13 protein-coding genes and 2 tRNA genes are annotated in these 14039 nt (G+C 69.6%); 7 read left to right on the top strand and 8 right to left on the bottom strand.

Features of this window, described 5'->3' with window-relative positions; genetic code table 11:
- Nucleotides 1–24: 24 nt before the first annotated feature.
- On the top strand, nucleotides 25–1086 hold the full coding sequence (locus V3T34_RS17365) for a threonine aldolase family protein (protein WP_305079480.1): 1062 nt from the start codon (nucleotides 25–27) through the stop codon (nucleotides 1084–1086).
- A 4-nt stretch (nucleotides 1087–1090) separates the two neighbouring features.
- On the opposite strand, the gene V3T34_RS17370 is transcribed toward V3T34_RS17365, so the two are convergent.
- Nucleotides 1091–1720 carry a carboxymuconolactone decarboxylase family protein gene (locus V3T34_RS17370; RefSeq protein ID WP_305079481.1) on the bottom strand — a complete coding sequence of 210 codons (630 nt, stop codon included), beginning with the start codon at nucleotides 1718–1720 and terminating at the stop codon, nucleotides 1091–1093.
- Between the two features lie 186 nt (nucleotides 1721–1906).
- On the opposite strand from V3T34_RS17370, the gene V3T34_RS17375 reads away from it, so the two are divergent.
- The 6 genes from V3T34_RS17375 (at nucleotide 1907) to V3T34_RS17400 (ending at nucleotide 8503) form a co-directional block, all read left to right on the top strand.
- Nucleotides 1907–2944 carry a hypothetical protein gene (locus tag V3T34_RS17375; RefSeq protein WP_305079482.1) on the top strand — a complete coding sequence of 346 codons (1038 nt, stop codon included), beginning with the start codon at nucleotides 1907–1909 and terminating at the stop codon, nucleotides 2942–2944.
- Nucleotides 2945–3160: 216 nt separating this feature from the next.
- On the top strand, nucleotides 3161–4375 hold the full coding sequence (locus tag V3T34_RS17380; protein WP_060848454.1) for an ABC transporter substrate-binding protein: 1215 nt from the start codon (nucleotides 3161–3163) through the stop codon (nucleotides 4373–4375).
- Between the two features lie 90 nt (nucleotides 4376–4465).
- Complete coding sequence (locus V3T34_RS17385; protein WP_060848453.1) at nucleotides 4466–5338, top strand: branched-chain amino acid ABC transporter permease; 873 nt, start codon at nucleotides 4466–4468, stop codon at nucleotides 5336–5338.
- Nucleotides 5339–5416: 78 nt separating this feature from the next.
- Nucleotides 5417–7471, top strand: coding sequence for a branched-chain amino acid ABC transporter ATP-binding protein/permease (locus tag V3T34_RS17390; protein ID WP_091887092.1), 2055 nt, complete (start codon nucleotides 5417–5419; stop codon nucleotides 7469–7471).
- A 4-nt stretch (nucleotides 7472–7475) separates the two neighbouring features.
- Entirely contained in the window at nucleotides 7476–8198 is a 723-nt protein-coding gene (locus V3T34_RS17395) for an ABC transporter ATP-binding protein (RefSeq protein ID WP_060848451.1), read from the top strand.
- Nucleotides 8199–8287: 89 nt separating this feature from the next.
- Nucleotides 8288–8503: a DUF333 domain-containing protein gene (locus V3T34_RS17400; RefSeq protein WP_305079483.1), complete on the top strand. Its 216-nt coding sequence runs from the start codon at nucleotides 8288–8290 to the stop codon at nucleotides 8501–8503.
- 88 nt (nucleotides 8504–8591) lie between these two features.
- On the opposite strand, the gene V3T34_RS17405 is transcribed toward V3T34_RS17400, so the two are convergent.
- The 7 genes from V3T34_RS17405 to V3T34_RS17435 form a co-directional block, all read right to left on the bottom strand.
- Nucleotides 8592–10199, bottom strand: coding sequence for a B12-binding domain-containing radical SAM protein (locus tag V3T34_RS17405; RefSeq protein WP_305079484.1), 1608 nt, complete (start codon nucleotides 10197–10199; stop codon nucleotides 8592–8594).
- 198 nt (nucleotides 10200–10397) lie between these two features.
- Nucleotides 10398–11105 carry a 50S ribosomal protein L1 gene (gene rplA / locus V3T34_RS17410; RefSeq protein ID WP_060848448.1) on the bottom strand — a complete coding sequence of 236 codons (708 nt, stop codon included), beginning with the start codon at nucleotides 11103–11105 and terminating at the stop codon, nucleotides 10398–10400.
- A 12-nt stretch (nucleotides 11106–11117) separates the two neighbouring features.
- Nucleotides 11118–11567, bottom strand: a complete 450-nt coding sequence (gene rplK / locus V3T34_RS17415) for a 50S ribosomal protein L11 (protein ID WP_048430287.1) — start codon at nucleotides 11565–11567, stop codon at nucleotides 11118–11120.
- Nucleotides 11568–11748: 181 nt separating this feature from the next.
- Nucleotides 11749–12282: a transcription termination/antitermination protein NusG gene (nusG, locus tag V3T34_RS17420; RefSeq protein ID WP_048435103.1), complete on the bottom strand. Its 534-nt coding sequence runs from the start codon at nucleotides 12280–12282 to the stop codon at nucleotides 11749–11751.
- Between the two features lie 63 nt (nucleotides 12283–12345).
- Entirely contained in the window at nucleotides 12346–12630 is a 285-nt protein-coding gene (gene secE / locus V3T34_RS17425) for a preprotein translocase subunit SecE (RefSeq protein WP_060848447.1), read from the bottom strand.
- Nucleotides 12631–12823: 193 nt separating this feature from the next.
- Nucleotides 12824–12900: transfer RNA gene (locus V3T34_RS17430), tRNA-Trp, on the bottom strand.
- A gap of 1059 nt (nucleotides 12901–13959) precedes the next feature.
- Nucleotides 13960–14036, bottom strand: a tRNA-Met gene (locus V3T34_RS17435).
- Nucleotides 14037–14039 lie beyond the last annotated feature (3 nt).

Below are 14039 nucleotides of genomic sequence, written 5' to 3' on the forward strand. Positions count from 1 at the left end.
GCGACCGGGGGAGCCTTCAGGCCGATGAACTTCGCCAGCGACAACGTGGTGGGCGCGAGCGCGCCGATCCTGGAGGCGATCGTGCGCCACAACGGCGGCGCGATGCCGGCCTACGGCGCCGACCCGCTGACGCTCGGCCTGACCCCGCGCTTCCGGGCGCTGTTCGAGCATCCCGACCTCGCGGTGTTCCCGGTCGCGACCGGCACCGCGGCGAACGCGCTGGCGCTCTCCGTGATGGTGCCGCCCTTCGGCCTGTGCCTCTGCCACGAGGAAGCGCACGTCATGGAGGACGAGTGCGGCGCGCCCGAATTCTACACCCACGGCGCCAAGCTGCAGGGCCTGCCCGGTGCCGGCGGCAAGATCGCGCCCGAGACCCTCTACCGGTTCCTCGGCGGGCTGACCCGGCACGTGAAGCAGATGCCGCCCCGCGCCCTCACCCTGTCGCAGCTCACCGAGAGCGGGCAGGTCTACACGGTCGACGAGATCGCGGCGCTCTCGCGCATCGCCCATGCGCACGGCCTCACCGTCCACATGGACGGCGCACGCTTCGCCAACGCGCTGGCGGCGCTCGGGTGCACGCCGGCCGATATGACCTGGCGGGCGGGTATCGACATCCTGTCCTTCGGGGCGAGCAAGAACGGCGCGCTCGCCGCGGAAGCGATCCTGGTCTTCCGCCCCCATCTTTCCGAGACGCTGGACTTCCGCCGCAAGCGCGCCGGCCACATCCTGTCGAAGGGCCGCTTCATCGCCGCCCAGCTCGACGCCTATCTCGGCGACGACCACTGGATCGCCAATGCCCGCCACGCCAACCGGATGGCGGCCCGCCTCGCCGCCGGCCTGTCCGGGCTCCCCGGCGTGCGCCTCGCCTGGCCGGTCCAGGGCAACGAGGTCTTCCCGATCCTGCCCGCCCGCCTCGACGCCGCCCTGCGGGAGGGCGGCGCGCTCTACTACGACTGGGCGAGCCGCAGCCTGCCCGCGGGCGAGGCGGTGCGCGAGGACGAGCGGATGATCCGCCTGATCACCGCCTTCTCCACCGCCGAGGCGGAGGTGGAGGCGTTCCTCGCCCTGGCGCGGCGCTCGGGTTGAGCCGCTACTCCGGCAGACGCGGCAGCGGCGTGCCGTCCTTCGGCAGCGGGTAGCGGGCGACGTTCAGCTCCATCGCCAGGAAGGTGTAGTAGCCGCTGACCGCCGTGAGATCGACGACGCCCGGCTTGCCGAAGAGCTTTTCGGCCCGCGCGAAGGTCGCGTCGGAGACGCGCTTGTTCTGCAGGAGCTCGACGGTGAAGTCGTACGCCGTCTCCTGGTCCTCAGGCAGGCCGGTCGGGCGGCGGCCGTCGCGGATCGCCGCGATGGCCTCGGGGGCGATGCCGACCTTCCTGGCGATCGGCGCATGGACGTACCACTCGTAGTCCTGCGTCCAGTGGCGGGCATTCACCAGGATCACGAGCTCGGACAGCGTGGTGCCGATCTTCGGCTTGTAGCGCAGGTAGTCGCCCATCGAGCGGGCAAGCGTCATCACCTCGGGCGAGTGCATCAGCGGCTCGAACGGGCCGAAGACCGGCACCTTGCGGGCGGCCTCGAACGCCTCGGCGGCCTGCTTCTGCTCCGGGCCGTACTGCGCGGGCGGGATCGTCGGCAGCCGGTCCTCGGCGAGGGCCGCACCGGCCCAGGCGGCCGCGGGCAGGAGCGCGAGAAGAAGAGCGGGCAGCAGGCGCGGCATGGCGTGGTCCTCCGGGGACATTTGGGGGCGTGGTTGTCGTCCCTTAGCCGAAAGGCCGGTCCCATGCCGGCCGCGCTCCCGCAATCCCGCCTCATTCCCGCGGTTAACAGGTTATTGTCCGAGCACGAGGGGAATGCGGGGCCTCACCCGCCCGGCACGACCCCGGAAACAAGGGAATGCGGGACGATGACTGCACTGCCGTCCAAGACGGGTTCGCGGTCCGTGACGGGCGCGGCACTTCTTGCTGCGCTCGCCGCCACGCTGACGACGGGCACGATCCTGCCCGCTCAGGCCCAGGGCTATCGCCCGGGCTACCCCGTCGCCATCGAGGACGAGGACGACGCGATCCTGCCGCCGCGCGCGGTGATCTTCCGCCTCGGCCGGGCCGGCTTCACCGGCATGACCCATCCGCGCTTCGACGGCGAGACCTACCGGGTCGAGGCCGACAGCCCGTGGGGCAACCGGGTGCAACTCGTCGTCGATGCCCGCACCGGCCGCATCCTCGACCGCGAGCGCCTGGAGGCGCCGCTGATTCCCCCCGGCACCGTGCCCGGCGGCCGCCGCCCCGGCTACGGCTGGACCGAGGCCGACAGCCGCCCGCCCTGGCCGCGCGACGAGGCCTTCCGCGATCGCGCCCCGCGCGGCGGCGACGGCTGGCGCGAGGAGGGCCGCTACGCCCCCGTGCCGCTGCCCCGCGCCGAGCCGCTGCCCCCCGGCGAGCGCCCCGAGGAGCGCCGCGTCGCCGCCCGCCCGCTGCCGCAGGGCGCACCGCAATTCGAACCGGCCGCCCCGGCGGCCCGCGTCGCGCCGGCGCCCCGCGCCTCGACCAATGCCGGGCCCAACCCGCTCGGCCTCAATCCCGACAGCTCGGCTGCCCGCACCGGCGTTGCGCCGCGCCGCGAGACCCCGCCCGAGGGGGTGAAGTCCGACGCTCCCAAGACCGAGGGAACCAAGCCGGAGGCGCCCCGCCGGACAGCGGCGCGCGGGAAGCCGCCCGAGCGGATCGAGGCCCCCGCCGCCCTGGTGCCGCCCCTGGCGCCCAAGCCCACGCAGGCCGCCAAGGAGCCCGCCCCCGCGAAGGCGGCCGAGGCCTCGGGAGCCAAGGCGCCCGAGGCCAAGCCGGCGGAGGGCGGCTGGAAGACCCCGCCCGAGGGCAACCGCCCGGTGCGGGTGATCGGCGGCATCACGCAGGTCCCGGGCAAGGACGAGCCGGCGAAGGATTGAGACGGTCCGCGCCGGGTCTCGACAAGTCCAGGAGCGCCCATCTCGGCGGGGCGGCGGGCCCGGTCAGTCCTTGATCGTCGGGCCCCGCCCACGCATCCATTTCTAGATCGAAAGACGCGCTCGACAAGCGCTGCCACTTTCGGTTCTATCCGGCACCCCGATCTCCGGCCGCGACAGGCCGGGACGGCAAGAAACGGTCCCCCGGAGGAACCCCAGATGCGCTCATCCCTGACCGCGCTCGCGGCGGCGCTCGCCTGCGCGACCGCCTTCGCGGCCCCGGCCCTGGCGGCCGACCCGATCAAGATCGGCGTGACCGGCCCCTATACCGGCGGCTCGTCCTCGATGGGCGTGTCGATGCGCGACGGCGTGCGTCTGGCCGCCGAGGAGATCAACAAGAACGGCGGCGTGCTCGGGCGCCAGATCCAGCTCGTCGAGCGCGACGACGAGGCCAAGAACGAGGTCGGCGCCCAGGTCGCCCAGGAGCTGATCAACAAGGAGAAGGTGGTCGCCACCCTCGGCTTCATCAACACCGGCGTGGCCCTGGCCGCCCAGCGCTTCTACCAGGAAGCCGAGATCCCGGTGATCAACAACGTCGCCACCGGCACGATCATTACCAACCAGTTCAACCCGCCGGACTACGACAACAACTACGTCTTCCGCACCTCGGCCTACGACGTGCTGCAGGCCGGCATGATGGCCGACGAGGCGATCGCGCAGGGCTTCAAGAAGATCGCGATCCTCGCCGACTCGACCAATTACGGCCAGCTCGGCCGCGAGGATCTCGAGAAGTACTTCAAGGCCAAGGGCATCAAGCCGGTCGCGGTCGAGAAGTTCAACATCAAGGACGTCGACATGACGCCCCAGCTGCTGAAGTCGCAGCAGGCGGGCGCCGACGTGATCCTGGCCTACGGCATCGGCCCGGAGCTGGCCCAGATCGCCAACGGCATGGCCAAGCTCGGCTGGAAGGTGCCGATGATCACCTCGTGGCCGGCCTCGATGCAGAGCTTCATCGATATCGCCGGCACGAACGGCAACGGCGTGATCATGCCCCAGACCTTCATCGAGGATAAGACGCTGCCCAAGCGCAAGTCCTTCCTCGACGGCTACTATGCCGCCTTCAAGGTCAACAAGATCCCGACTCCGGTGGCGGGCGCGCAAGGCTACGATTCGGTCTACCTGCTCGCCGCCGCGATCAAGCAGGCGGGCTCGACCGACGGCGCGAAGGTCCGCGCCGCGCTCGAGGATCTGAACACCAAGGTCGAGGGCGTGGTGACGACCTACGACAAGCCGTTCACCGCCAAGGACCACAACGCCATCAGCCGCAACATGGTGGTGTTCGGGAAGGTCCAGGACGGCAAGATCGTCTACGCCAAGGACGAGGACGCCAAGAACGCGGGCGTCGTCCGCGTCAAGGAGAAGGCCTCGAACTGAGGCCGCATCCGGGTCCCGCGCGCGAGGCGCGGGGCCCGCCCCCGCAGCGCGACGCGCGGGGCCCGCCCGACGAAGACGAGCCCATTTCCCATGCAGATCTTCCTTCAGCTCGTGGCGAGCGGCGTCGCCGTCGGCATGATCTACGCCGCGATCGCCTTCGGCTACCAGCTCACCTTCGCCACCTCGAAGACCCTGAATTTCGGCCAGGGCGAGGCCCTGATGCTCGGCGCCCTGTTCGGCCTGACGCTGGTGCCGTTCACCGGCTACTGGCTGATGCTGCCGCTGGTGCTGGTCTTCGGCTTCGCCCTCGGCGCCGTCGTCGAGCGCCTCGGCGTGCGCCCGGCGGTCAAGATCAAGTCCGAGTACGGGTGGATCATGGCCACCATTGCGCTCGGCATCATCTTCAAGAACGTCGCCGAGAACATCTGGGGCCGCGACGACCTGAAGTTCCCCTCGCCGCTGCCGGAAGAGGCGCTGACCTTCGGTGGCGTCCGGGTGCTGCCGATGGAGCTGATGATCGTCGCCGGCGCGCTCCTGATGATGCTCGCGGTCGAATTGTTCAACCGCCGCTCGATCTGGGGCAAGGCGGTGGTGGCGACCTCGAACGACATCGACGCCGCCGGCCTGATGGGCATCAACACCCAGAAGGTCATCACCCTGTCCTACTCGATCAGCGCCATGACCGCCGCCTTCGCGGGCGTGCTGGTCGCCCCCGTGACGCTCACCGGCGCCACGATGGGCTCGGTGCTGGCGCTCAAGGCCTTCGCGGTGGCGATCATCGGCGGCCTCGAATCCGGCCTCGGCGTCATCGTCGGCGGGCTGATCCTCGGCATCGCCGAGACGCTCACCGGCTTCTACATCTCGACCGGCTACAAGGACGTGCCCGGCCTGATCCTGCTGCTCGCCGTGCTGGCGGTGCGCCCGGTCGGCCTGTTCGGCAAGGCCGTGATCAAGAAGGTCTGACCCCTCCTCCGCCCGCGCCGCTCCCGGAACGCGGGAGCGGCCTCGTCGCTCCCGTCTCGTCCAGGGTTCCTCACCATCATGGCGCAGTCCGCCTCCGCGCCGGCGCTGGCCCGGCAAACCGCCCCGCCGGTCCCTCAAGCCGGGCTCGGCCGCTACGTCGGCCTCCTCGGGGCCGTGTGCCTCGTCGTGTTCCTGGCGGCCTTCCCGCACGTCGTCACGAGCCAGTACTACATCCACCTGCTGGTGGTGATCGCCATCTACGCGATCCTGATCCTCGGGCTCGACATCGTGGTCGGCTATACCGGCCAGGTCTCGTTGGGCCATGCCGGCCTGTTCGGCGTCGGCGCCTACGCGGCCGCCGTCTTGTTCCTCAAGCTCAAGCTCGGCCTGTGGTTCGGGCTGCTGGCCGGCATCGGCGTCACGGCGGCCTTCGGCCTGCTGCTGGCGATCCCGGCGCTCCGGGTGAGCGGTCCCTACCTCGCCATGGTGACGCTGGCCTTCGGCACCATCATCCAGATCTTCATCAACGAGATGACGGACCTGACCAACGGCCCGCTCGGCATCACCCTGCCGCCGGCCCGGGTCCTCGACTTCTCGCTCATCGGCATGCAGGCGCCCTGGGGGGCGGCCGGCCGCAAGCTCGAATTCTACTACCTCGTCTGCGCCTGCCTCTTGCTCACGATCCTGGTGGTCAACCGGGTGGTGCGTTCGCCCTTCGGCCGCGCCTTCGAGGCCCTGCGCGACTCGCCGATCGCCTGCGACTGCATGGGCGTCAGCGTCTACCGCTACAAGGTCTACGCCTTCGTGATCTCGGCCGCGCTCGCGGGGCTGGCCGGCGCGCTCTTCGCGTGGTCGGAGCGCTACGTCGCGCCCAACTCCTACGGCTTCGAGCTGACGGTGCTGTTCCTGCTGGCCGTCACCATGGGCGGGCGCAAGTCCCGCTCCGGACCGCTGATCGGCGCGGCCATCATCGTGATGATGCCCAACATCCTGGCCGACATCGCCCTCGTGCGGATCATGGCGGGCATCATCGCCGCGCTGGCGGTCGTCGTGGTCGGCCTCGCCTTCCTGAGGGGCAAGGACAACCGGATGAGCCTGCTCATCCCGGGCGCGCTCTGCCTCGCCTTCTTCCCGGCGACGCTCGCCATGGAGTCGGTGACGGATTTCCGCCTCACCGTCTTCGGCCTGATGATCCTGTTCGTGGTCTACTACCTGCCGGACGGCATCGTCGGCTTCCTGCGCGAAAAGCTGCCATTCCTGCGCCCGGCCCATACGGGGGCGACCCAGGCGCTCGCGGCCTCCGGGGAGGCGCTGATCCGCCAGGGCGGCCGCTCCGGCGCCGATCCGCTGCTCACCGTCGAGCGGGCGCTGATGCAGTTCGGCGGCCTCAAGGCCCTCAACGAGGTCGACCTCGCGGTGCGGCCGGGCACGATCCACGGACTGATCGGCCCGAACGGCTCGGGCAAGAGCACGATGATGAACGTGCTCACCGGCATCTACAAGCCGACCGCCGGCAGCGTGACGCTCGCCGCCGGCACCGACGCCGCCAAGCGGCTCGACGGGCGCACGCCCTCCGAGATCGCGCTCTCGGGCGTCGCCCGCACCTTCCAGAACGTCCAGCTCTTCCGCGAGATGACGGCGCTGGAGAACGTGCTGGTCGGCCTGCACCACAGCTTCCAGGGCACGCTGTTCGACGCGATCCTCGGCACGCCGCGGCGCCGACGCGAGGAGCGCGAGGCGCGGGCCCGCGCCATGGCGATCCTCGACTTCGTGGGCCTCGGCCCGCTCGCCCAGGTCGAGGCCCGCAACCTGCCCTACGGCAAGCAGCGGCTTCTCGAGATCGGACGCGCCCTGGCGCTCGATCCGGTGCTCCTCCTCCTCGACGAGCCGGCCGCCGGCCTCACCGCGCCCGACATCGCCGAATTGACGGTCATCATCCGCAAGATCCGCGACGCCGGCATCACGGTGATCCTGATCGAGCACCACATGGACGTGGTGATGGGCCTGTGCGACCGCGTCAGCGTGCTCGACTTCGGCCACAAGATCTCCGAGGGCGGTGCCCGCGAGGTCCAATCCGACCCCAAGGTCATCGAAGCCTATCTCGGCAGCCCGGTTGCCGACGCCGCGGAGTAGAGAGATGCTCGATGTCAGCGGCCTGTCGGCCGGCTACGGCCAGATCGAGGTCCTGCACGGCCTCACCTTCACGGTCCCCAAGGGGCAGGTCGTCACCCTGATCGGCTCCAACGGGGCGGGCAAGACCACGACGATGCGGGCGCTGTCGGGCATGATCAAGCCGCGCGCCGGCTCGATCAAGCTCAACGGGCGCGAGATCGGCGGCCTGGAGAGCCACGACGTCGCCCGCACCGGGCTCGCCCACTCGCCCGAGGGGCGGCGGGTCTTCCCGACCCTCTCGGTCGAGGACAACCTGACGCTCGGCGCCTTTCCGCGCCTCACCGGCTCGCGGCCGAAGGGCGACGTCAACGCCGACCGGGAGCGGGCCTACACCCTGTTCCCGCGCCTGCGCGAGCGCCGCACCCAGCTCGCCGGCACCCTGTCGGGCGGCGAGCAGCAGATGCTCGCCATGGGCCGGGCCCTGATGCTGCGCCCCGAGATCCTGCTCCTCGACGAGCCCTCGATGGGCCTCGCTCCGAAGCTGGTGGAGGAGGTGTTTCGCATCATCCGCCGGCTCAAGGAGGAGCAGGTGACGATGCTGCTCGTCGAGCAGTTCGCCATGGCGGCGCTGGGCGTGGCCGACCACGCCTACGTGCTGGAGAACGGCCGCATCCGCTTCCAGGGCCCGGCGGCGCAGCTGCGCGACGATCCGCAGGTGCGGGCGGCCTATCTCGGCGGCGGCCACTGACGGCCGGACCGGCGGGGCGCCATGGCGTCACCGCCGGTTCATCGCCTCTCGCCTATCCTGCCGTCCGGCATGAGAACGGGAGAGATGCCGTGCAACGGGTCATGATCGCAGCCGCGCTGCTCGCCACCACCGTCGCGACCGGTCGGGCCTGGGCCATGGCGAACCCGGCCTCGGCGTATTGCGCCTCGCTCGGCGGGCGCGTCGAGATCCGCCGGGAAGCCGCCGGGGAGGCCGGCTACTGCCATCTGCCCGACGGGCGGGTGGTCGGGGAGTGGCAGCTGTTCCGCGCGGCAAAGCAGCGGTAGGCGGATCGCCGCTCCCCCCAGCGCCACATCCCGGGGCCTCGGCCGCGCCGAGCCCCGGAATGTGCCCTTGATGACGGGCGCGCGCCGATCAGGCCGCCTGCTGGGCCCCGGCCGCGGCTTCCGCCTTCGCCTTGTCCTGGGCTGCGTAGAACGAGGCGTTGTGCTCGCCGCGCAGGGCCTCGCGGGTGAAGCGGATCAGGTGGTGGGCGACGAAGCCCATGTTGAATACCGCCTCGATCTGGCCTCGCTTGAGGGCGTAGCCGGCGGCCTGCCAGAACGCCCGGCGGTAATCGGAGAAAAGCCCGACCCGGGTGACGATGTTGAAGCCGAGAATCAACCCGCGGCGCAGGTTGGTGAAGGTCAGCTTGCCGGCGGTCGGCGTGGTGATCCGGTTCGGATAGGTGACGTCGCACTGGCGCTTGAAGCGCTCGAACAGGTGCTCGGGTGAATAGGCATGGGCGATGGCCCGGCGCCAAGAGCCCACGACCTCGTCGTGCGGACGCTTGAACAGCACGTTCGATTCGAGGCTCGCGTCGTGGACGAGCCGCCCCTCCCGCTCGAGCCGGTCCCAGAGCGGGGTCTTGGGCAGGGCCTGGAGCAGGTTGATGGTCAGGACGGGAATCGCCGACTTGTCGATGAAGTCGATCAGGTTCTGCTCGGACTTGTCCGAATCGGTGTCGAGGCCGAGGATGATGCCCGACGTCACCTCGAGCCCGTACGAGTTCAGGGTCTCGATCGCCTCGTACATCGGCACGGCGGCGTTGTGGGTCTTGTCGATGCCCTTGAGCGCGTCCGCCTCCGGCGTCTCGATGCCGACGAACACGGTCATGAAGTTGGCCTGGCGCATCAGCTCGAGGATCTCGGGCTGCTTGGCCATGTTGAGCGTCGCCTCGCAGGCGAACTGGAGCGGGTAGTTGTTCCGCTTCTGCCACTCCACCAGGTGGGGCAGCATGTCCCGCGTCGCCTTGCGGTTGCCGATGAAGTTGTCGTCGACGAAGTACACCACCGCCGGGTGGGCCGGCTGCGCCACGATCGCGTCGAGCTCGGCGCAGAGCTGCTCGGGGGTCTTGAGCCGCGGTTGGCGGCCGTAGAGCTGCGGGATGTCGCAGAACTCGCAGCGATACGGGCAGCCCGACGAGAATTGCAGCGAGCCGATCAGGTAGCGCTTCAGCGGCACGCGCTCGTAGGCCGGCGCCGGGAAATCGGCGAGCGCCAGGCGATCGGCCGTCTCGAACCGCTCGGGCTCGGCCGGGACCGCAACGGTCGCGTCGAGGCGGCGGATCAGCGCGTCGGTGGCGTCGCCGATCTCGCCGATGTGGAGATAGTCGAAGTCCGGGTACTTTTCCGGCGCGCCGGAGACGGAGGGACCGCCCAGGACGGCGACCTTGCCGGCGGCATGCGCCCGGCGGCCGATCTCGTGGATCTGGCCTTCCTGGATATGCATGCCCGACACGAACACAGCGTCGGCCCAGGCGAAATCCTCGGGGCTGGCCCGAGCGATGTTCTCGTCGACGAACCGCACCTCCCATGCCTCCGGCATGTAGGCGGCGATCACGAGCAGCCCTTGCGGCGGCATGAAAGCCTTGACGCCGCCCATCAGCGGATAGGCGTGCGAGAAGGTGCCGAACGAGGGCGTGTAGGCGGGGAAGACGCAGAGGATGCGTCGCGAGGAGGTGACCGGGACGGTGCTGCGCATGGAAGCGTATCTAGCACAGCCCCGCCGGAAGGCTGCCCCGCCACGTCAGCTTTTCGCCGCGCCGCACCGCCCAGCCGCGAGTCGCAATGCCGCAGCGTCACGCGGCCCGCGCCCAAGCCCTCGACCGCGGAAACGCGAAGCGCCCGGTCCGTTGCCGGACCGGGCGCTTGCGATGGTATCGCGACAGTCGCGTCGGCGTCAGGCGCCGGAGGCGACCAGAACGCTCGAGGGATCGACCTTCACACCCGGACCCATCGTCGAGGAGACGGCGATGCGCTGGATGTAGGTACCCTTGGCGCCGGCGGGCCGGGCCTTGGCGACCGCATCCGCGAAGGCGCGGATGTTCTCGACGATCTTCTGCTCGTCGAACGAGACCTTGCCGATACCGGCGTGGACGATGCCCGCCTTCTCGACACGGAACTCGACCGAGCCGCCCTTGGCGCCGGCGACGGCGCCCTTGACGTCCATGGTGACGGTGCCGACCTTCGGGTTCGGCATCAGGCCGCGCGGGCCCAGCACCTTACCGAGGCGGCCGACCAGCGGCATCATGTCCGGGGTGGCGATGCAGCGATCGAAGTCGATCGTGCCGCCCTGGATCGTCTCGAGCAGGTCCTCGGCGCCGACGATGTCCGCACCGGCGGCCCGCGCCTCGTCGGCCTTCGGGCCGCGGGCGAACACCGCCACGCGCACGGTCCGGCCGGAGCCGTTCGGCAGGTTGCAGACGCCGCGGACCATCTGGTCGGCGTGGCGGGGATCGACGCCGAGGTTCATCGAGACCTCGAAGGTCTCGTCGAACTTGGCCTTCGCCCGCTCCTTGATCAGCTTCACCGCCTCGTCGAGCGGATAGAGCTTGGTGACCGCGATGCCCTCGCGGGCGGAGCGGATGCGCTTGCCTGTCTGTGCCATGTCGCCCTCCCCTTACGCGGTGATCTCGAGGCCCATCGCGCGGGCGGAGCCGCGGATCATGGCAACGGCGGAATCGACCGAATCGCAGTTCAGGTCGGGCATCTTCTTCTCGGCGATCTCGCGGATCTGCGCCTCGGAGACCTTGCCGGCGGGCGCGCCCTTGCCGGGGGTCTTCGAGCCGGAGGCCGGCTTCTTGCCGATCTTCAGGCCGGCGGCCTTCTTCAGGAAGAAGGAGACCGGGGGCTGCTTCATCTCGAAGGTGAAGGAGCGGTCCTGATACGCGGTGATGATCACCGGGATCGGGGTGCCCTTCTCGATCTGCGCGGTCTTCGCGTTGAAGGCCTTGCAGAATTCCATGATGTTGAGGCCGCGCTGACCGAGCGCGGGACCGATCGGCGGCGACGGATTGGCGGCGCCGGCCGGGACCTGAAGCTTCACGTAGCCCGTGATCTTCTTCGCCATGGGACTGCTCCCAGAATAGCCCTAAACAATGAGGGCGGTTGCAGGTCGCGGTGCGGCCCGGGCTCCCGGAGGCGTTTCCGGGCGGGCCTTCCGCGGGTGAGGGGCGGATGGGACGGGAACGGAAAAGACGAGGCGCGCTGCCGCGCCCCGTGCGGTTCCCGAACCGCTCCGCCGGGTACGATCAGAGCTTCTCGACCTGACCGTATTCGAGCTCGACCGGGGTCGCCCGGCCGAAGATGGAGACCGCCACCTTGAGGCGGGAGCGGCTCTCGTCGACTTCCTCGACGACGCCGTTGAAAGAGGCGAACGGGCCGTCCGCGACGCGGACCTGCTCGCCGACCTCGTAGGAGATCGAGGCCTTGGGGCGGTCGGTGCCTTCCTGGACCTGGCCCTTGATGCGCTCGGCCTCGGCATCCGGGATCGGCACGGGCTTCGACTTGTCGGCGCCGAGGAAGCCCGTGACCTTCGGGGTGTTCTTGATGAGGTGATAGACCTCGTCGGTGAGGTCGCACTTCACCAGCACGTAGCCGGGGAAGAACTTGCGCTCGGCATCGACCTTGCGGCCGCGGCGCACCTCCACGACCTTCTCGGTCGGAACCATGACCTCGTCGAACTTCTCGGTCAGGCCGCGCTGCGCCGCCTGGTCCTTGATCGACTGCGCGACCTTGTTCTCGAAGTTCGAATAGGCGTGGACGATGTACCAGCGCTTCGACACGGCGTTCACTCCAGTCCGGCGGCGGCCCCGTCGCGGGCCGGCATCAGCCGGGTCGTTTTTCGATCAGGCCCCGATGCCCAGCACCAGCGTCACGGCGTAACGCAGCACCTGGTCGACGACGGTGAAGAACACGCTCGCCACCACCACCATGACGAACACCATCAGGGTGGTCACCAGGGTCTCCTTGCGGGTCGGCCAGGTGACCTTCCGGCCCTCGTCGCGGACCTGCTGCAGGAACTCGAACGGGCCGACGCGCTTCGGCGCCGGACGCGCGGGCGGCGCCGGCGGGGTGCTGCGGGAGGCGTTGCGCCCGAGGTCCATCTTCTTCGTCGCTTCGTTCGATGCCATGGCTCGGACAACCGATGCGCTCGAAACCAACGGCGGCGGCGGGCTGAAGGATCACCCCCGGCCCGCGAAGCCGCCTGTTCGATCTGGGATGGGGGCAGCGTCTAGCGCAGTTGCCTGCGCTTGTCGACTGCCCCGAACGGATTGTTACGGAATTGCCGGCGGGTGACGGTAACTCCGGTCGGCTCGCGGTTCCTGGCAGGAGTGGAGGGACTCGAACCCCCAACCCCCGGTTTTGGAGACCGGTGCTCTGACCAATTGAGCTACACTCCTGCAGCGCCGCGGCGCGCTCGCTCTCTAGCCGGATCCTCGGCCCGGATGCAAGCGGAATGTCGTGCGATCCGGCGCGAGAGCTCGCGGGCCGAGGGCAGCTTGCGGGATCGCGACTGGCCAATCGAGCGTGCCGGGGTCCGGCTTGGAGGTCGCCGCATTAATCACCTACAACGAAATAGGCCAACCGAAGTATTATATAGTATAGTTTTCTGTCGCGTCCGGGCGCTCGATTGGGATGGGCGATGCGGGCATGAGACCCTCGCCTGCACCGGGCGCCCTCGCGGCGGCCAAGGCACGGGCGGCGTCACTTGGCAGCCGTCCCCTTCGGCACGGTCAGGCCCCGTCATCGACGATGCTGCGTCCAGGCGGCCTTGGACGAGCCTCCGGCGGCCGAATGTCACCTTCGGGGCGCAATGCAGGCGCAGCTTGCCGGCAGGCGCCGCCGGGGTCGCACCGCTCGTGGCTGACCGCGCCGACGACCGGCGCGATTTTGTGCCGGTCCGGTCAGATCGAGGCGCCCCATCGGGCGAGCAGCCTCCGGGATTGGTGCCGTCGTCTTGCATCTCGCCTCGCAGGCCCGGTCGGCGGACGGTGGCGATGCAAAAGACTTCTATCGATATCCCGCGAGCGGGGATTAGCGCAGGCGAGATCATTCGATCTGCGGGGGGACGAAAGCCCCGCTGCAGCGGAGATTCGCCGCGACCGCACACTCGGGTCCACGTCGATTGCGGAATTCGATAGCGTCCCGCCCGGCTGCCGCACGGCCTTGCGCACATATCTGGAGCACGATGACGCGTCGTTCGACGACGACCGGAAAGGCCCCTCCCCCGCCAACGCCCTCATCGCCAGTGATGCAGCGCTCCAATCCCTGCGGGAGCGGCGCGGCCTCAACGATGATTTCTGTCGGTCGGTCACCATCGACGGAGCGCGTCCATTACCCTCGTTCGAAACCCCTCAACGGCGTGACGGCAAGCCAGGCCGGGTCGGTGCCGGCAAATCGCATGATCCGAACGACGAAAAACCCCGCCGGCTTCCGCCAGCGGGGTTTTTCGTGTGGTTTGGTTGCGGGGACAGGATTTGAACCTGTGACCTTCAGGTTATGAGCCTGACGAGCTACCGGGCTGCTCCACCCCGCGCCA

Source organism: Methylobacterium ajmalii (assembly GCF_036448855.1).
GTDB lineage: Bacteria > Pseudomonadota > Alphaproteobacteria > Rhizobiales > Beijerinckiaceae > Methylobacterium > Methylobacterium ajmalii.

Excerpts from the sequence above, each read along its gene's own strand:
- V3T34_RS17385 (WP_060848453.1), top strand. The coding sequence starts at position 4,466 with ATGCAGATCTTCCTTCAGCTCGTGGCGAGCGGCGTCGCCGTCGGCATG.
- V3T34_RS17370 (WP_305079481.1), bottom strand. The coding sequence starts at position 1,720 with ATGCCGCGCCTGCTGCCCGCTCTTCTTCTCGCGCTCCTGCCCGCGGCC.
- rplK (WP_048430287.1), bottom strand. The coding sequence starts at position 11,567 with ATGGCGAAGAAGATCACGGGCTACGTGAAGCTTCAGGTCCCGGCCGGC.
- V3T34_RS17365 (WP_305079480.1), top strand. The coding sequence starts at position 25 with ATGAACTTCGCCAGCGACAACGTGGTGGGCGCGAGCGCGCCGATCCTG.
- V3T34_RS17405 (WP_305079484.1), bottom strand. The coding sequence starts at position 10,199 with ATGCGCAGCACCGTCCCGGTCACCTCCTCGCGACGCATCCTCTGCGTC.
- rplA (WP_060848448.1), bottom strand. The coding sequence starts at position 11,105 with ATGGCACAGACAGGCAAGCGCATCCGCTCCGCCCGCGAGGGCATCGCG.
- V3T34_RS17395 (WP_060848451.1), top strand. The coding sequence starts at position 7,476 with ATGCTCGATGTCAGCGGCCTGTCGGCCGGCTACGGCCAGATCGAGGTC.
- V3T34_RS17380 (WP_060848454.1), top strand. The coding sequence starts at position 3,161 with ATGCGCTCATCCCTGACCGCGCTCGCGGCGGCGCTCGCCTGCGCGACC.
- secE (WP_060848447.1), bottom strand. The coding sequence starts at position 12,630 with ATGGCATCGAACGAAGCGACGAAGAAGATGGACCTCGGGCGCAACGCC.
- V3T34_RS17375 (WP_305079482.1), top strand. The coding sequence starts at position 1,907 with ATGACTGCACTGCCGTCCAAGACGGGTTCGCGGTCCGTGACGGGCGCG.
- V3T34_RS17390 (WP_091887092.1), top strand. The coding sequence starts at position 5,417 with ATGGCGCAGTCCGCCTCCGCGCCGGCGCTGGCCCGGCAAACCGCCCCG.